The 18,097-nt window shown below is 66.3% G+C and carries 13 protein-coding genes and 1 pseudogene; 9 read left to right on the top strand and 5 right to left on the bottom strand.

Annotated elements, in window-relative coordinates; genetic code table 11:
- Window positions 1-117: 117 nt before the first annotated feature.
- Together NYR97_RS21035 and NYR97_RS21030 are read left to right on the top strand one after the other, a co-directional pair.
- Window positions 118-1,962: an SUMF1/EgtB/PvdO family nonheme iron enzyme gene (locus NYR97_RS21035; RefSeq protein WP_316695590.1), complete on the top strand. Its 1,845-nt coding sequence runs from the start codon at window positions 118-120 to the stop codon at window positions 1,960-1,962.
- 260 nt (window positions 1,963-2,222) lie between these two features.
- Window positions 2,223-3,476, top strand: coding sequence for a virulence factor family protein (locus NYR97_RS21030; protein ID WP_316695589.1), 1,254 nt, complete (start codon window positions 2,223-2,225; stop codon window positions 3,474-3,476).
- A 587-nt stretch (window positions 3,477-4,063) separates the two neighbouring features.
- Here NYR97_RS21030 and xseA read toward each other — a convergent pair.
- Window positions 4,064-5,425, bottom strand: a complete 1,362-nt coding sequence (gene xseA, locus NYR97_RS21025; protein WP_316695588.1) for an exodeoxyribonuclease VII large subunit — start codon at window positions 5,423-5,425, stop codon at window positions 4,064-4,066.
- Window positions 5,426-5,479: 54 nt separating this feature from the next.
- On the bottom strand, window positions 5,480-6,547 hold the full coding sequence (gene queG / locus NYR97_RS21020; protein ID WP_316695586.1) for a tRNA epoxyqueuosine(34) reductase QueG: 1,068 nt from the start codon (window positions 6,545-6,547) through the stop codon (window positions 5,480-5,482).
- Between the two features lie 24 nt (window positions 6,548-6,571).
- On the opposite strand from queG, the gene NYR97_RS21015 reads away from it, so the two are divergent.
- From NYR97_RS21015 to NYR97_RS20990, 6 genes are all read left to right on the top strand, one after another.
- Entirely contained in the window at window positions 6,572-8,059 is a 1,488-nt protein-coding gene (locus NYR97_RS21015) for an NAD(P)H-hydrate dehydratase (protein ID WP_316695584.1), read from the top strand.
- Window positions 8,056-8,556 carry a tRNA (adenosine(37)-N6)-threonylcarbamoyltransferase complex ATPase subunit type 1 TsaE gene (gene tsaE, locus NYR97_RS21010; protein ID WP_316695583.1) on the top strand — a complete coding sequence of 167 codons (501 nt, stop codon included), beginning with the start codon at window positions 8,056-8,058 and terminating at the stop codon, window positions 8,554-8,556. Before NYR97_RS21015 ends, tsaE begins: the two co-directional genes overlap by 4 nt.
- 70 nt (window positions 8,557-8,626) lie before the next feature.
- Window positions 8,627-10,357 (top strand): N-acetylmuramoyl-L-alanine amidase, encoded by a 1,731-nt coding sequence (locus tag NYR97_RS21005; protein ID WP_316695581.1) that lies wholly within the window; start codon window positions 8,627-8,629, stop codon window positions 10,355-10,357.
- A gap of 137 nt (window positions 10,358-10,494) precedes the next feature.
- A complete protein-coding gene (mutL, locus tag NYR97_RS21000; protein WP_316695579.1) occupies window positions 10,495-12,357 on the top strand; it encodes a DNA mismatch repair endonuclease MutL in 1,863 nt (620 codons plus the stop codon).
- Window positions 12,357-13,295: a DUF1684 domain-containing protein gene (locus NYR97_RS20995; RefSeq protein WP_316695578.1), complete on the top strand. Its 939-nt coding sequence runs from the start codon at window positions 12,357-12,359 to the stop codon at window positions 13,293-13,295. Before mutL ends, NYR97_RS20995 begins: the two co-directional genes overlap by 1 nt.
- A gap of 16 nt (window positions 13,296-13,311) precedes the next feature.
- Window positions 13,312-14,277, top strand: coding sequence for a TraB/GumN family protein (locus NYR97_RS20990; protein ID WP_316698414.1), 966 nt, complete (start codon window positions 13,312-13,314; stop codon window positions 14,275-14,277).
- A 46-nt stretch (window positions 14,278-14,323) separates the two neighbouring features.
- Here NYR97_RS20990 and phaR read toward each other — a convergent pair whose 3' ends face one another.
- The 3 genes from phaR to gluQRS all read right to left on the bottom strand — a co-directional run bounded on the left by phaR (window position 14,324) and on the right by gluQRS (window position 16,793).
- Window positions 14,324-14,914 carry a polyhydroxyalkanoate synthesis repressor PhaR gene (gene phaR / locus NYR97_RS20985; protein ID WP_316695576.1) on the bottom strand — a complete coding sequence of 197 codons (591 nt, stop codon included), beginning with the start codon at window positions 14,912-14,914 and terminating at the stop codon, window positions 14,324-14,326.
- A gap of 158 nt (window positions 14,915-15,072) precedes the next feature.
- Window positions 15,073-15,813 carry a beta-ketoacyl-ACP reductase gene (gene phbB, locus NYR97_RS20980; protein WP_205394524.1) on the bottom strand — a complete coding sequence of 247 codons (741 nt, stop codon included), beginning with the start codon at window positions 15,811-15,813 and terminating at the stop codon, window positions 15,073-15,075.
- A gap of 113 nt (window positions 15,814-15,926) precedes the next feature.
- Complete coding sequence (gluQRS, locus tag NYR97_RS20975) at window positions 15,927-16,793, bottom strand: tRNA glutamyl-Q(34) synthetase GluQRS (RefSeq protein WP_316695575.1); 867 nt, start codon at window positions 16,791-16,793, stop codon at window positions 15,927-15,929.
- 98 nt (window positions 16,794-16,891) lie between these two features.
- Here gluQRS and htpX point away from each other — a divergent pair.
- Window positions 16,892-17,770, top strand: a pseudogene (gene htpX / locus NYR97_RS20970) (protease HtpX).
- The last annotated feature ends 327 nt before the right edge of the window (window positions 17,771-18,097 follow it).

Raw genomic sequence — 18,097 nt, 5'->3', positions numbered from 1 at the left:
TGATTTCCGTCGACAGCGAGGGTTTGCGCAGAACGCGCAGAATAGCCTAACGTCGCGATCGCCTGTCGTGCGGCAGAGCACTGGAAGGAGCAGGTGGTGGGTGAGTGCGGTAACCGGATGGCAGCGTGGGGACTGGTCGCGCTAAGCCTGTGCGCCTGTTCGCGTGCACCCACGCCAGCGCCTGCCGCTGCGCCACAACCTGCAGCCGCGGCTGCGGTGCCGAGCAAGCCGAATGTCTCGATCAGTGGCGAAGAATCCGCCGAGACCGTGGCGCAATGGCAACCGCCGGCAGTGGACCTGGGCAACGAACCTTTGGCGCAGGCGCGCAAGCGTGCCGACAAGGCCTTGCAGGAAGATCGACTGTTTCGCAGTGCCGACGATGCGATCCCGTTGTATCTGGCGATCCAGCAACGTGCCGACGGCAAGGATGCGGCCAGCCGTCGCGGGCTGGAGCAGGCGCGGCGCCGGTTGATCGAGCGCGGCGAGGACTTGATCGAACAGACCGAGCGCCAGGACGATGCGCTCGAACAGGCGCGTGAGCTGGCCATCGTGGCCCTGGCGCTGGCGCCGCAGGATCCCAAGGTGCGCGCGCTGCAGAGTGCGGTCGAGACCGCGCAGCGCGTGCTCGGCTTCAACCGTGCCGGCGAAGAAGATCTGCGCGGTGAGCGGCTGGGCGAAGACGGCAATGGCGCGCTGGTGAATTTTCGCGATGCGGCCCGGCTGGACCCCGACAACCCACGCACGCGGCAGGGACTTGCGGCCGTGGAAAGCGGCTTGCTGGCACGTGCCGAGCAGGCTGCCGAGGCAGGCGATTTCATCGCTGCGCGTTACTGGTTGCAGATGGCCGGGCAGGTGCGCGAGCGCGCGCCGACCATTGCCGATGCACGGGCACGCGTGGAGCGCATGCGCCACGCACAGATCGCCGCTTTGCACGATGCCGGCCTGCACGATCTGAACTCGCCGCGGGGGCTAAAGCCGGCAGGCGAAAAATTGGCCGAAGTGTTGCGCATCGCCGACCCGGGCGACCCGGTGGCCGGCGATCTGCGCCGTCGGCTGGAACTGGCCACCCATTACGGCAGTTTTCGCCCCGGGCAGGTGTTCACCGATGGGCTCAAGGTCGGCGGGCGCGGTCCGCAGATGATCGTGGTGCCGCATGGCGCGTTCCAGATGGGCGCAGGCGACGCCGAGCCAGGGGCGTCCGACAACGAGCGCCCCGCGCATTACGTGCGCTTCGCTCGGGGTTTTGCGCTGTCGATCACCGAAGTGACCGTCGCCGAGTTTCGTCAATTCATTGAGGCGACCGGCGCCCGCCCGCGTGCCACCCGACGTGGTCACTCGGTGGTGTACGACGAGCGCAGCGGCAACTTCATCCGCCGCAGCGGGGTGGATTGGCAATCGGACTACAACGGCGCGCAGGCCGCGCCCAACAGCCCGGTGATGCACGTCAGCATCCGCGACGCCGAAGCCTATGCGAGCTGGTTGTCGGAACAGACCGGCCGCCATTACCACGTGCCCAGCGAGGCCGAGTTCGAATACGCGGTGCGCGCCGGCACCACCGGGCGTTATCCGTGGGGCAATGCCGGCTCGCCGCCGCTGGATGCGGGCAATTTCACCGGCGGCAACGATGTCTCGCGCAGTGGCCGGCACTGGAACAACGGCTTCGTCGGCTATGGCGACGGTTTCTGGGGGCCGGCGCCGGTGGGCAGCTTTCGCGCCAATGCCTGGGGCCTGCACGACATGGGCGGCAATCTGAGCGAGTGGGTGGCCGACTGCTGGCATGCCAGCTACCGGCGCGCGCCGGCCGACGGTGCCGCGTGGTTCAACCCCGGTTGCCGGCAGCGCATGATCCGCGGCGGCAGCTGGGCCAATTCCCCGCAGCAGACGCGCGCGGCCTGGCGGCAGTCGCAGGACTCCGACAGCACCAGCGCGCGCATCGGTTTCCGCGTGGCGCGCGGCATCTAGGGCGGCGGTCCGGGCGGCATGCCTGTCGCCGCCAAGGGTGTGATCGCAGCAGCGCAGATCGACGTTTTTGGCGCCGGTCGGGGTGCGATTGCCGCGCGCCGGATGTAGTTTCCCGATGAGCACCGGTCCGGTGTTGTTCACGGATGTCCACCTGTCCCCGGTGTGCAGGCTTAACCCCAGCGAACAGCCTCCGAACCGCTCCGGAACCCACTGGCGTTCGCTGCGGTCTGCAGTGCCAGCACTTCTGAAGGATGGCTGCGATGAACTGGGGAATCCGTTTGTTTCGTTGGGTGATCGCAGTGCTGCTGATCGGTGGCAGCGGCTACGCGGTAGCGCGGCATCTCCAGGATGGAAATACTGCCGGGCATTACGGATCGGTCGAAGTGGTGCGCCCCGAGGGCACGCCCAAGGCGATGGTGGTGCTGTTGCCCGACAGCGGCCATCCCCAGGACGGCCAGCGGCTTGCCGAGATGTTGAGCAACGACGGCGCGTTGGTCGCGGTGATCGATACCGCCAGCTACCGCGAACGTGTGCGGTCTCACCGCGCCGCCTGCAGCTCGCTGGCCGACGATGCCGAGCGGCTGGGCAAGAAGTTGCTGCGCGCCGAGCACGTGGATGCGTTCCTGCCGCCGGTGCTGGTGGGGCAGGGCGATGGTGCGGTGCTGGCACGCCAGGCGATGGCCTCAGCGGCGCCGGACGTGCTCGGGGGCGCGGTTGTTGCCGATGGCGGCACCAGCGATGTCGGCCTGGCCTGCTCACGCGATGTGCCCGATGCGAATCAGGGCTTTCTTGATGATCTGGTCGACGACGCCAAGCCGATGCAGATTGCCGCCGCAACCCTTGGCCATTTCCAGGCAGCGCAGGCGCAAGGCGTGGGCGATCTGCCGTTGGTGGAACTGCATGCGCCCGGCAGCGACCGCCTGGTGGTGATGCTGTCCGGCGATGGTGGTTGGCGCGAGCTGGACAAAGGCATCGCCGCGCAGTTGCAGCAGCAGGGCGTGTCGGTGGTGGGCTGGAACAGCCTGCGCTACTTCTGGGGCAGCCGCACGCCGCAGCAGGTCGGGGCGGATCTGGATCGGGTGATCGCAACCTATCGGCAGCGCTGGCATATCCAACACGTCGCCTTGGTGGGCTACTCGTTCGGCGCCGACGTGTTGCCGTTCGCCTATCCTGAGCTGTCGCCGCAGCAGCGTGCCTCGGTGCAATTCGTCAGCTTGCTCGGCCTTGGTCACCAGGCCGATTTCAAGGTGCGCGTCGGCGGCTGGCTGGGGTGGCACAACGATGCCGAGCGCGATGTGGAACCGGCGATCCAGTCGCTGGACGCGCATCGCCTGCAATGCATCTACGGCAATCAGGAAAAGGACACGCTGTGCCCTGAGTTACGCGCACGCGGTGTCGAGGTGGTTGCGCGCCCGGGTGGTCATCACTTCGACCATGATCCTGCGGTGCTGGCCGGCGTGTTGCTGCAAGGCTGGCAGCATGCGGTGCAGACGTTCGCGCCCCACCGTGGTTGAGGGGCGACGCGACCAACAGAACAGCACACGATCGAGTTGCCAGGTGCGATGTCCTCGCCGCTTGTGGGACCCTTGGCGGCAGGGATGCCTCCAAGGATTCTTCATGGGCTGATTCACGGCGTGCCCCACGAGCGGTGATGGCATTGCGCCCTCGATGCGCTGAACTTTTTGAACCGTGCATTTGATTGCATCTCGACGACGCTACGACGCGAATTCTCGTTTGTCCTGGAGTGGTCGAATACCTCGATACATCACTTGCAGAGCGGCTGATCTGTAAGTTGGCTGCAGGGCCCTTGCCCGCCCACCATCGCGGGACACGCTGCAAGTACGTCCTTGTAAGCTCTTACGCGGCATCCATGCCGCGTAAGGTCCCGCGACGGTGGGCGGGCAAGGACCAGTCGCGATGGTCGGTGTGCATGGCTTTCAACAAAGTAGCCAGCAAACTGTCTGGTGCGGTGTCCTCACCGATTGCGGGACCGTGTGGCGGCATGGATGCCGCCACCGAGCCTACATGGAGGTACTTGCGGCGTGTCCCGCGAGCGGTGAGGGCACCGCGCCCTCGACTGATCGACATGTCGAGACAGCGCTCAAGCGGGTTTGTTAGCCACTCTTAAGCCGTCGCTGGATTCGACCAGCACCTCGATGCTGCCATCGGCCAGCTGCGCACGCAGGTGCTCGCCGGGGCTTACTTCGCCAGCGCTGCGCACCACGCTGCCATCGGTGGGGCGGGTCACGATGGCGTAGCCGCGCGCCACCGTGGCCAGCGGGCTGACCGCTTCCAGCGAGCGCGCAAGACCACGCAGCCGCAGTTGATCGTGTTGCAAACGTCGCTGCATGGCTGCCTGCGGATGCAAGGCCTGCAGGCGCTGCTGCAAGTTGGCCAGATCGCGTTGCGGGTTGTGCGCATGCAGGCGTGCCTGCCCACGTTGCACACGTGCCTGCAGCCGCTCCAGTACCTGGGTCATGCGTGCACGCAACTGGCGGCCGGCATCTTCCTGGCGGCGGTGCAGCAGTTGCAACCGCGCCTGCGGGCTGTGCGCACGCAGAAGCAATGCAAGCCGATCGGCGCGCTGCATCGCGGTGCCCAGCACGTGTTGTTGCAGCTGGGCCATGCGCGCATGTGCACGCCGCACGCGGGCGACCAGCTCGCGTTGATCGGGCACCAGCAACTCGGCGGCCACCGAGGGCGTAGGCGCACGCACATCGGCAACGAAGTCGCTCAGGCTGAAGTCGGTCTCGTGGCCAACCGCCGACACCACCGGTGTCTGCGCGGCGGCAATTGCGCGGGCCAGGCGCTCGTCGTTGAACGCCCACAGATCTTCCAGTGAGCCGCCGCCGCGGGTAATCAGAATGACGTCGTAGCGCCCGGAGGCGTCTGCGCGCTGCAGTAGCGAGGTGATCTGCGCGGCGGCGCTGTCGCCCTGCACCAGCGAGGGCAGCAGGTCCACTTCCAGCAGCGGGAAACGTCGCGCCAGCACGCTGAGCACATCACGCACTGCTGCGCCGCTGGGTGAGGTAATCACCGCCAACCGCCGCACATGCGCCGGCAACGGCTGCTTGCGCTCGGCATCGAACAAACCTTCGGCGGCCAGGCGTGCGCGCAGCTCGTCGAAGGCGCGGCGCAGGGCGCCTTCGCCTGCTTCTTCCATGTGGTCGAGCACCAGCTGGTAGTCGCCGCGCGCCTCGTACAGGGTGAGACGTCCGCGCGCGAGCACGCGCAGGCCTTCGCGTGGCTGGAACTTCAGCCAGGTGCTCTTGGGCTTGAACATCGCGCAACGGATCTGCGCACGTGCGTCCTTGAGCGTGAAATACAGATGGCCCGAAGATGGGCGCGTGACGCTGCTCAGCTCTGCTTCCACCCAGACCAGCGGGAAGCTGCCTTCCAGCAGATCGCGCGCCAGCGTGTTGAGCTGGCTGGGGGTGAGGATCTGTTCGTTGCGGTCGGCCATCGCGGCATTATCCCGTAGCGGCGATGCGCATGTGTGAGTGCATCATGCGGACGCTCACAGGCCGTGTTGCGCCAGCGCCCAACCCACGTGTTCGCGTACCAGTTCCGAATCGTCGTTGCGACGGGCTTCCAGTGCCGCCAACACCTCCGGCGTGCCGGGCGCATTGCCCAGCCCCACTGCGATATTGCGCAGCCAGCGTTCGTGGCCGCTGCGGCGGATCGGGCTGCCCTCGGTGCGGCGCAGGAACTCGTCCGTGTTCCACGCGAACAGCTGCGGCAACGTCGCTACATCCAGGTCGTTGCGGGCGCGAAAATCGGCTTCGTCGGTGCGCTGGGCGAACTTGTTCCAGGGGCAGACCAGCTGGCAGTCGTCGCAGCCGAAGATGCGGTTGCCGATCGGCTTGCGCATCTGCTCAGGGATTGCGCCATCGTGTTCGATGGTGAGATAGGCGATGCAGCGGCGCGCATCCAGCCGGTACGGGGCGATGATGGCCTGGGTCGGGCAGATGTCGATGCAGCGCGTGCAGGTGCCGCAATGTGCGGTGGCCGGGGTGTCGATGGGCAACGGCAGATCGAGGTAGATCTCGCCCAGGAAGAACCACGAGCCGCCATTGCGATCGATCAGGCAGGTGTGCTTGCCGATCCAGCCCAGCCCGGCGTTGCGCGCCAATGCGCGCTCCAGCACCGGTGCGGAATCGACGAATACGCGATAGCCGAACGCGCCGACTTCGCCCTGGATGCGCTCGGCCAGTTTCTGCAGCCGGTTGCGCATCAGCTTGTGGTAATCGCGCCCCAGCGCATACCGCGCCACATAGGCGCGGCGCCCGTCGTGCAAGGTGTTCCAGGCTTCAGTATCGTCCTTGCGGCCGTAGTCCATGCCCACCGACAACACCCGCAGGGTGCCGGGCACCAGCTCCTGCGGGCGCGAACGCTTGTCGCCGTGCTGGGCCATCCAATGCATGGTCCCGTACAGGCCTTCTTCCAGCCAGCTGCGCAGATGTACCTCGTCTTCGCCCAGCTCGATGCCGGTGATGCCGCAACGTTGAAAGCCGGCCTCGCGCGCAAGCGCACGGATGCGCGCGGCAGCGTCGGTGGGGTCGGGGCGGGCGAGGACGGCAGACATGGCGACAAGTATAGAATTCCCGGCATGTACGCACCGCTCGATCTTTACGACACCGCCGCCGCGCGCAGGCTGGATGCGCAGGCCACCGCGCTGCTCGGTGGCGATGGCTATCTGTTGATGCAACGCGCCGGGCAGGCCGCCTGGCATTACCTGCTGGAGCGCTGGCCGCAAGCGCGCCGCATCGTGGTGGTGTGCGGCACCGGCAACAACGGTGGCGATGGCTATGTACTGGCGCGCCTGGCGCAGCGGGCCGGGCGTGATGTGCGGGTGGTGCATCTTCCAGAACACGGCCCGGCCTCGGCGCTGGCACAGCGGGCCTGCACCGATTACCTGGGCGTTGGTGGCGCGATCGCGTTGTTTCCGTCTCCGCTGGCGCAGGCCGATGTGATCGTCGATGCGCTGTTCGGCATCGGCCTCAACCGCGCGCCGGATGCCGAGACCGCGAGGTTGATCGAGGCCATCAACGCAGCCGGCGTGCCGGTGTTCGCGCTGGATATGCCCAGCGGCATCGATGCCGATCACGGCGTGGCCTTCGATGCCGCAGTGCGCGCGGATGCCACCTTGCAGTTCATCGTGCCGCACATCGGGCTGTACACCGGCGATGCGCTGGAGCATGCCGGCGAGCGCGCGATTGCCTCGCTTGAGGTGCCGGATGCCGCGTTCGACGGGCTGACGCCTGCCGCGCACAGTTGGGACATCGACGCCTTGGCCGCGCAGTTGCGGCCGCGTCGACGCAATACGCACAAGGGCGAATCCGGGCGGGTGCTGTGCGTGGGCGGCAACCTTGGCAGCGGCGGCGCGATCATGCTCACCGCCGAAGCGGCCCTACGCAGCGGGGCAGGGCTGGTGCAGGTCGCCACCCGCGGCGAGCACGTTGCGCCGCTGCTCGCGCGCTGCCCGGAAGCAATGGTGCGCGCGGTGCAGGCCGACGACGACATCGCCGCACTGGCCAATGCGGCCAATGTGGTCGCACTGGGGCCGGGCCTGGGTCAGGACGCCTGGGCGCAGGCGTTATGGCATGCGGTGCTTGCCTCGGATACCGCGGTCGTCATCGATGCCGACGGCCTGAATCTGCTGGCTGCCAACGCAGTGCCGAGCCGCGGGCCGCGCGTGTTGACCCCACATCCCGGCGAGGCTGGCCGTTTGCTTGACCTGTCCACCGCACACGTCCAGCGCGACCGTCTGGCCGCCGCAGACGCCTTGGCCAAGCGGTTCGACGCGGTTGTGGTGCTGAAAGGCGCCGGCAGCGTGGTCGCCGCGCCGCACGCAGTGCCACGCATCATCGACGCCGGCAATCCGGGCATGGCGGTGGGCGGCATGGGCGATCTGCTGACCGGCGTGATCGCCGCCTTGCTGGCGCAGGGCCGGTCGCCGCTCGATGCCGCCAGCCTGGGCGCCTTGTTGCATGCCTGCGCTGGCGACGCGGCTGCGCGCGATGGCGAGCGCGGCCTGCTGCCAACGGATTTGTTACCCGAACTGCGGCGCCTGGCCAACGCCGGGGCCATTGCATGAACCAACTCACCGCACAACTGGTCGATGCGCAGGCCACCGAAACCCTGGGCCAGGCCCTGGCCGCAGTGCGACCAACGACTGCGATGGTGCAGCTACATGGCGATCTCGGCGCCGGCAAATCCACCCTGGCGCGCGCGCTGTTGCGCGCACTCGGCGTTACCGGGCCGATCCGCAGCCCCACCTACACCTTGGTCGAGCGCTATCGGCTCAGTACCGGCGACGAGGCCTGGCACCTGGATCTGTACCGCATCGGGCATGCCGGCGAATTGGACTTTCTCGGGCTCGACGAGGGCAGCGCGAGCCTGTGGCTGGTCGAATGGCCGGAACGTGGCGCAGGCGCACTGCCGCCGGTGGATCTGGATGTGGAACTGGCCGTTGAAGGCGAGGGTCGCAGCGTCAAGCTGTTGGGCCGAAGCGAAACCGGGCGCGGCTGGCTGGCACGTCTGGCACAGCACCCCGAGTTGCAGGCGCTTTCTGTCGGCTCACAAGAACAATGAACGCCAGGTTGTGGATTATTAAGGGAAATCACCTTGCAATTGACACTATTGGGTGATTGAATCCAGCCCCATGACACCGGGGATCCGCCAGTTCTGTGTTTCTGCCCTGACCGCCAGCCTGAGCCTGGCGGTTTTTGCTGCGTGGGCCGGCGAAATCAAGAGCGTTGGTGTCAGCACCGGTGCAACCGGCACGCGCGCCGAGATTCAGCTTGCCGGCAGCGGCGGCTTCAAGACGCTGTCGTTGGCCAACCCCAATCGGTTGGTGGTGGATTTTCCCGATTCTGCGGGCGTGCGTGGTCTCAAGCTGCCTGCCGCTGCCGGTCTGGTGACTTCGGTTCGCACTGGCCAGCCGGTGCCCGGCACGTTCCGGGTGGTGTTCGAGCTGGCAACGCCGGTCACGCCGCTGAAGCCGCAGATGCAGACGCTGGGCAGTGCCTCGACCTTGGTGATCGAGTGGCCGGGCGATCCGACGCCGGTTGCGGCCACGGCCGCCGCCACGACGACAGCGCCTGCAGCGATGCCGGTGCCGCGCCCAGCGATTGCGCAGCCGCCCGTCAATGCACAGGCAGAAGCAGCGCGTGCGACCGCCGCCTTGGCTGCATCTGCGCAGCGCGCCTCATCCGCGCCACCGCCGCCAGCACCAGCGCCATACGTGCCTGCATCGGCGATGCCTACCGTTACGACGGCGCCCGTCCCGACCACGGTCGCCACGGGGGTGCCGACGCCGCGTCCCGGCGTTGCTACGACCACGGTGACGACCGGTACGGCTATGCCGGCAAACGCTACCAACAACACTCCCAATCGCGTCACTGTCACGACCGCCAATGCAGCAGCAGGTGTGGCGATGTCGGGCAACGCTGCATCGCCGGCTGCGATCTTGAACGGTGGCAACGCGCCGATGAGCGCGGCGTCCGGCAACAACGCGGCAAGCATGCCGAACCCGGCCTCCGGCGCCGTTGCGGGCGCAGACAATGACGACATTCCACCGCGCCCGGTCCTGCCCAGCGAAGCCTCGCGGATCAAGATGGCGCCGGGCATGCGCCCGTTGATCGTGGCAATCGATCCCGGCCACGGTGGCCAGGACCCAGGTGCGATGGGCCCCACCGGCAAGCGCGAAAAAGACGTCACCCTGGCGGTCGGCCGCGAACTGGCGCGCCAGATCAACGCCACGCCCGGCATGAAGGCCTACATGACGCGCGACACCGACGTGTTCATTCCGCTGCCGATGCGCGCGCAAAAAGCGCGCGCCGCCAAGGCCGACATCTTCATCTCGATCCACGCCGATGCCGCAGAAAATCGCAGCGCAACCGGTTCATCGGTCTACGTGCTGTCGACCAAGGGGGCCTCCTCGCAGCGTGCGCGCTGGCTGGCCGACAAGGAAAATGCTGCGGATCTGGTCGGTGGCGTGCGCTTGCAGCAGACCGAAAGCACGCTCGCCAATGTGTTGCTGGACTTGGCGCAGAGCGGCCATATGAAAGCGTCCGAGGATGCTGCCGGCCACGTGCTCGGCGGGCTCAAGCGGATCGGCAACAACCACAAGCCGTTTCTGGAACGCGCCAACTTCGCGGTACTGCGGACCTCGGACATGCCGGCGATGCTGGTGGAAACCGCCTTCATCTCCAATCCGGATGAAGAGCGTCGCCTGATCGATCCGGCCTACCAGCGCAAGATCGCCTCGGCCGTGCTGGACGGCATCGATACCTTCTTCACCCGCCAGCCGCCACCGGGCACGCTGTTCGCCGCGCGTGCGCAGGCCGAAGCCGATGCAAGCGCCGGCACCGTGGCCGGCGGCAGCCGTTGACCCGCTCGGCTATCATTCCGCACTGATTCCTTGATGACGGCGCCTGCGCGCCGCCGGATTGCCGTGCCGACGTCCGTCTTGCCCGCTACACCCTCGATGCGCTTCCCAGTCTGCGACCAGCGCGAGTGCCTGCGCTGATGGCGATTCGTCAGCTGCCCGACATCCTGATCAACCAGATTGCCGCCGGCGAAGTGGTCGAGCGGCCCGCGTCGGTGGTCAAGGAATTGGTCGAAAACGCGCTCGATGCCGGCGCCACCCGCGTGGATATCGAACTGGAGGAAGGCGGCGTGCGCTTGATCCGTATCCGCGACAACGGCGGCGGCATCCCGCGGGACGAACTGCCGTTGGCGGTGTCGCGGCATGCCACCAGCAAGATCGCCTCGCTGGACGATCTGGAAACCGTGGCCACACTCGGTTTTCGCGGTGAAGCCTTGCCGTCGATCGCCTCGGTCAGCCGCTTCACCCTGGTCTCGCGCCGCCACGATGCCGAACATGGCTCCGCGTTGGAAATCGAAGGCGGCCGCCTGGGCGAAGTGACGCCGCGTGCGCATGCGCCGGGCACCACGGTGGAAGTGCGCGAGCTGTTCTACAACGTGCCGGCGCGGCGCAAGTTCCTGCGTGCCGAGCGCACCGAGCTCGGGCATATCGAAGAATGGTTGCGCTCGCTGGCACTGGCGCGGCCGGATGTGGAATTGCGCGTGGCGCATAACGGCAAACCCTCGCGCCGCTACAAGCCGGGCGATCTGTATTCGGATGCGCGTCTTGGCGAAACCTTGGGCGAAGATTTCGCACGACAGGCCTTGCGCGTGGATCACAGCGGCGCCGGTCTGCGCCTGCATGGTTGGGTCGCGCAACCGCATTACTCGCGCGCCAGTACCGACCAGCAATATCTTTACGTCAACGGCCGTTCGGTGCGCGATCGCAGCGTGGCGCATGCGGTGAAGATGGCCTATGGCGATGTGCTGTTCCATGGCCGCCAGCCGGCGTATGTGTTGTTTCTGGAACTGGACCCGGCGCGCGTGGACGTCAACGTGCACCCGGCCAAGCATGAGGTGCGCTTCCGCGAGGCGCGGCTGATCCACGATTTCGTGTATCGCACCTTGCAGGACGCGTTGGCGCACACGCGTGCCGGCGCGATGCCCAACAGCATCGGTACGGAAGGCGCCAGCGACACCGGTGCTGCATCGAATGGAATGGCCAACACTCCGAACTACGGTGGCGCAACCGGCAGTGGCGGCGGCAGTGGCTACGGCAACTGGACGCCATCGCAAACACCCTTGGGCCTGCGTGTGGATGAAGCGCGCGCCGCGTACAGCGCGCTGTACGCACCGCCATCCGGCAGCGCACAGCAGCAGTCCGCGGCCATGCAGACCTTCTCCGGCACCGGCTTGCCTGCCACCTCGCAAGACAGCGGTGTACCGCCGCTCGGTTATGCCGTCGCGCAATTGCATGGCATCTACATCCTGGCCGAAAACGCCGAGGGCTTGATCGTGGTGGACATGCACGCCGCGCACGAACGCATCGGTTACGAACGGCTCAAGAACGCGCACGACAGCATCGGTTTGCACGCGCAGCCGCTGCTGGTGCCGATGACGCTGGCAGTGGGCGAACGCGAAGCCGACACCGCCGAGCGCGAAGCCGAGACGCTGGCCAGCCTGGGCTTCGAGATCACTCGCGCCGGCCCGCAATCGCTGCATGTACGCAGCATTCCCGCGCTGCTGGCCAATGCCGAGCCGGAAGCGCTGTTGCGCGATGTGCTCGGCGACCTGCGCGAACACGGTCAGAGCCGCCGCATCGCCACTGCGCGTGACGAGCTGCTGTCGACCATGGCCTGTCACAGTGCAGTGCGTGCGAATCGGCGCCTCACCGTGCCCGAAATGAACGCGCTGCTGCGCGATATGGAAGCCACCGAGCGCTCCGGCCAATGCAACCATGGCCGACCGACCTGGGCACGGTTTACGCTGGGCGAAATCGATCGTTGGTTTCTCAGGGGGCGTTGATGGCTGGGTTGCACAAGGGGAAGCACTGGCTGCTCGGCATGCTGGTGCTCATGACGCTGGCCGGGTGCGTGCAAGACGCACCGCCGCCGGCTGCGCCCGTCGCCCTGGACAAGACATTCCTGGCCGACAATGCCGCCTGGCGCGAAGCCCGCCTGGCAGAGCTGCGTGCGCCAGATGGCTGGACAAGTCTGGTCGGCCTGCATTGGCTATCGCTGAAAGCGCATTACATCGGCAGCAGCGCCGACAGCGGCATCAAGCTGGCGGTCGGGCCGCCCAAAATGGGCATGGTGTCCTCCGAGGGCAACACGGTCTGGTTCGTGCCCGAGCGCGGCGCAGCGCTGACAGCCGATGGCAAACCGCTGACCGGCAGGATCCGCTTCCACTCCGATGACGACCCACAGCCGACCTTGATCCATTTCGATGACGGCAAGGGCGTGTTGAGCCTGATCCGTCGCGGCGACCGCAATGCGCTGCGGGTCAAGCATGCCGATGCACCATCGCGCACCGGCTTCGCCGGTTTGGAATACTGGCCAGTCGATCCGTCCTGGCGTATCAGCGGACGCTACGTGCCCAACGATGTCGGCAAGACCATCCCGATGGTGGATATCGTGGGCATCAGCAGCGAGCAGCCGAACGCGGGGGCAGTCGAATTCGAGCGCGACGGCAGGCCCTATGGGCTGGAAACCATCGGCGAACCGGGGCGGCCGATGTTCGTGGTGTTTGCCGACCGTACCAGCGGGCATGGGAGCTACCCGGCCGGGCGCTTTCTGGATCTGGATGTCGCCGATGCCTCCGGGCATGTGGTGATCGACTTCAATCGCGCCTACACCCCGCCGTGCGCGTTTACGCCGTTCGCGACCTGTCTGTTGCCGCCACCGGAAAATCGTATCGACCTGACCGTGTCGGCGGGCGAGAAGGCTTACAAGGTGCCGCACTGACGTGAAGAAACCCGACGTGGTAAAGACAAGCGCGCGAACCCGATTTGCAACATGGTGCAGCGGCGCACTGATCTGCGTGGCGCTGTGGAGCGGGGCGGTAGCACCGACCTGGGCGCGTGCCGGCGGCGAGGCTGCGGCCGGCCCGCCGGTGCCGTTGTTGTGGAAGGTCGATGGCAAGGGCGGCACGCTGTATCTACTGGGCTCGTTCCATGTACTCAAGCCCAGCGATTACCCGCTGTCGCCGGATGTCATGCAGGCCTTCGCCAAGGCCGACCGGCTGGTGTTCGAACTACCGCCCTCCGATGCGCAATCGCCGGAGTTGGCCGGCCGCATGCTGCAGGCGGCACGGCGCACCGACGGGCGCCGGTTGCAGGACGCGCTCGATGCAAAAACCTGGCAGGCCTTGAGCGCCTACGCGCGCAAATACGGCATGTCGCTCGATACCCTGCAGCCACTCGAGCCCTGGTTTGTCGCATTGACGATCAGCCTGGCCGAGATGAGCCGGCAAGGCATGGACCCGGACGCCGGTCTGGATCATTACCTGATGGAGCAGGCGCAGGCCAAGGGCAAACCGGCAGATGGCCTGGAGCGCGCCGAACAACAGATCGCCATGCTCGATGGCATGTCGCCCACCGAGCAGCATCAGTTGCTGGAAGAGTCGCTGGACGAGGCGGAGGCCACCGATCAGGTGCGTCAGCTGCACACGGCCTGGCGCAATGGCGATGTGCATACGCTGTCCACGCAAATGGCCGAAGACATGCGTCGGCAATACCCGGCGCTGTACCAGGACATCAACGTCGAGCGCAATGCGCGTTGGGTACCGCTCCTGGAGCAACGGCTAGGTAAAGGCAGCGGAACCACGCTGGTGGTGGTCGGTACGCTGCATCTGCTGGGTAGCGACGGCGTGGTCGAGCGTCTGCGTGCACGTGGCTACCACGTGGAGCGGATCTGCTCGGCCTGCACGGAGCAGGCCGGCCGCTGATCCGGCTGCGCGGGAGCATGTCATGCTCCCGCGCAGCCGTCGTCTTTCACCCGCGATTGCGGGCCTTGCCGGTGGTTCCTGTGGTACCGGCAGCGTGATGCGTACCGGTTCCCTTATGCGTGCCGGTCCCCATCGGGCCGCTGCCCACACCCGTGGAGCCCGGTGGTGTCGGCGGCATGCCGGGGCCACCTGGACGCCCGAAGCCGGCGCCGAAATTGCGCTGGAATTCCTGCCACAACTCCAGGTTGCGCTCGGTCAGCTGATTCATCATCGCCCACGGGGTCTGCCCAAGCAGGTTGCCCATCTGCTGGCGAAACTGCTGCTGCTGATCCAGGAACACCTGCATGCTGCGCTCCAGGTAATTGCCCATGAAGCCCTGCAGCGAGTCGCCGTAGAAACGGATGATCTGACTCAGCAACTGGGTGGAAAGCATCGGCTCGCCGTCCTGTTCGCGGTCGGCAATGATCTGCAGCAATACGGCGCGACTGAGGTCTTCGCCACTCTTGGCGTCGCGTACTTCGAATTCTTCGCCGTCGATGATGAGCTGACGCACATCCTCTATGGTGATGTAGCTAGAAATTTCCGTGTCGTAAAGACGGCGATTGGGATACTTCTTGATGATGCGAAGTCCGGCCATGGAACGTTCACTCACAACGATAGTGCGCGCAGGATGGCGCACCGCAACAGCGCTTGCAACAGCAAAAAGCCTTATTTTCTTAAGTAGACACCTAAAAAATGCTGCGCAGCATGATTTCTAAGGAAATTTCATGCTGCAGCGCGAAGGTGCAGCAAACGCTACCAGCCCATGTGATGGCCGCCGTTGATATCCAGGTTGGATCCGGTGATCCAGGCGGCCTCTTCCGCGACCAGAAATGCCACCGCATAGGCGATCTCTTCCGGGCGACCCAGCCGCCCCGTGGGGATGTCGGCAACGATCTTGGCGCGCACCTCTTCCGGCACCGCCATCACCATGTCGGTGGCCACGTAGCCTGGTGAGACGGTGTTGACGGTCACCCCGAATGCCGCGTTTTCGCGCGCCAGCGAGATGGTGAAGCCGTGCATGCCGGCCTTGGCGGCGGCGTAGTTGGCCTGCCCGTACTGGCCCTTCAATCCGTTGATGGAGCTGATCTGGATCACCCGGCCCCAGCCGCGCTTGCGCATGCCCTCGATCACCGGGCGGGTGACGTTGAACACCGAATTGAGGTTGGTATTGATGACCTCATGCCACTGCTCGGCGGTCATGCGGTGGAAGGTGGTATCGCGGGTGATGCCGGCGTTGTTGACCAGTATTTCGATCGGCCCGAGTGAGGCTTCCACTTCCTCGACCAAGGCGCGCGCATGCTCGGAGGAGGCCACATCGCCGCGAAACAGGGCGAACTCGTAGCCCTGCGCCTGCATGCGCTGCTGCCATGCGCGGGCTTTTTCGGCATTGCGGAAATTGCTGGCGACCCGGTGCCCCTGGTCGGCCAGGCGCTTGCAGATTGCGGTGCCGATGCCGCCGGTGCCGCCGGTGATCAATGCGACGCGAGATGTCATGACGACTCCAATGAACAGATGGTAGGCGAGTGGAACGCGGACGCTGGCGCCGCGCCCGGTTGCCGGTGCTGGGTCGCAATTCTAGTCACGCAGGCGCTGTGATGCGCGCTCGGTCACGTTCGGAGGTGGTGGCGGGGCAGCAGTTGGGGCGAAAAATGCTGCACGGCATGTTGCAGCAGCGTGTCGATTGCAGCATGCCGCGGCAGCGCTGCCGCGTTCTGTCCTAGTGCGGCCCAGGCGGCGTGCAGGGCCGGCAGCGGGTCGGCATCGTCCAGTGCGGGGGCGTCGTGCGACTTGGACAGCTTGCGGCCGTCGCCATCCAGGATCAGCGGCAGGTGCAGATAGCGCGGCTGCGGCAGGCCCAGGGCGCGCTGCAGCAGCAGCTGGCGCGGGGTGGAGTCGAGCAGGTCCGCGCCACGCACCACATCGGTGATGATTTGCGCGGCATCGTCCACCACCACCGCCAGCTGGTAGGCCCAGTAGCCATCGGCGCGGCGCAGCACCACATCGCCCACCTCGGCATACACGTCCTGCATCACGTGGCCCTGCAGTGCGTCGTCGAAGCCGACCGGCGCCTGCGGCGGCACCCGCAGGCGCACCGCGCGGCGGGTACCCAGCGGCGCCACACAGGCGTGGTGGATGCCGTCCATGCCCGCAAGATCGGCGCGGCTGCAGCTGCATTCGAAGGCCAGCCCGGCCTCCAGCAGCGTGGTCAGGGCTGCGGCGTACTGCGCGTCGCGATCGGACTGATATATCACAGGGATGTCCGGGCTCAGCCCGAATGCCGCCAACGTGCGCAACTGGCGTTTGGTGGCGCCCGGCTCGGCACGCGGCGGGTCGATGTCTTCGATGCGCACGCACCACTCACCGCCGGCATGCCGTGCGAGCAGCCAGCTGCCGAAGGCCGCCAGCAGGGAGCCGAAGTGCAGGGGGCCGGTGGGGGAGGGCGCAAAACGTCCGCGGTAGCTGGGTGATGACATGGGCAGCTGAATCGTCGGTCAGATGCTTGCTTGATTTCAAGCGCTGGCGGCCGCAAATCCGCAGCAGTTCATTCCCGCATGTGTGGAGTCATCGCGCCATGTTCAACCGCATTTTCCTGTTTCTGCTGACCAATTTTGCGGTGCTGATGCTGGCCGGCATCGTGATGTCGGTGCTGGGCGTCAATCCCGCGCAGATGAGCGGCTTGCTGGTGATGGCGGCCGTGTTCGGTTTTGGTGGGTCGCTCGTTTCCTTGCTGCTGTCCAAGTTCATGGCCAAGCGCAGCACCGGCGCCCATGTCATCACCGAACCGCGCACGCCGACCGAGCGCTGGCTGCTGGAGACCGTGCGTCGCCAGTAGCAGGCGGCCGGCATCGGCATGCCGGAAGTGGCGATCTACGACGGCCCGGAGATCAATGCCTTCGCCACTGGCGCCAACCGCAACAACGCGTTGGTGGCGGTGTCCACCGGCCTGCTGCAGAACATGAGCCAGGACGAGGCCGAAGCGGTGCTGGGCCACGAAATCGCGCACGTCGCCAACGGCGATATGGTCACCATGGCGCTGCTGCAAGGCGTGCTCAATACCTTCGTGATCGTGTTGGCGCGGGTGGTCGGCGGGGTCATCGACGGCGCCATCTCCAACAATCGCGAAGGCGGCCGCGGCTTTGCGTACTACATCATCGTGTTCGCGCTGGAGATGGTGTTCGGCTTGTTTGCGACCATGATCGCGATGTGGTTCTCGCGCCGCCGCGAGTTCCGCGCCGATGCCGGTGGTGCGCAGCTGGCAGGACGCAGCAAGATGATCGCCGCGCTGGAGCGTTTGTCGCTCAATCACGGCCAGAACACCTTGCCTTCGCAGGTGCAGGCGTTCGGGATCTCCGGTGGTGTGGGTGACGGCTTGCGTCGTCTGTTCCTGAGCCACCCGCCGCTGACCGAGCGTATCGCCACGCTGCGTGCCGCGAATGGCACTGCGCGATAAGACTTCACTGCTGTCGATTGTCTTGAAGTGGTTGGTTAGCGTGGATAGATCGGTTATAGAGCCGCTGATTTGCACCCTGGCTGCAGGGCCCTTGCCCGCCCACCATCGAGGGACACGCCACAAGGCAGAGCGGCTGATCTGTGGCTTGGCAGCGGGGCCCTTGCCCGCCCACCATCGCGGGACACGCTGCAAGTACGTCCTTGTAAGCTCTTACGCGGCATCGATGCCGCGTGAGGTCCCGCGACGGTGGGCGGGCAAGGACCAGTCGAGATGGTCGATGTGCATGGCTTTCAACAAAGCGACCAGCAATCTTTCTGGTGCGGTGCC

This window comes from Xanthomonas hydrangeae, from assembly GCF_032697525.1.
Classification (GTDB): domain Bacteria; phylum Pseudomonadota; class Gammaproteobacteria; order Xanthomonadales; family Xanthomonadaceae; genus Xanthomonas; species Xanthomonas hydrangeae.
Note: the sequence above shows the minus strand (reverse complement) of the source record. Positions and strands in the feature narration are given on the sequence as shown.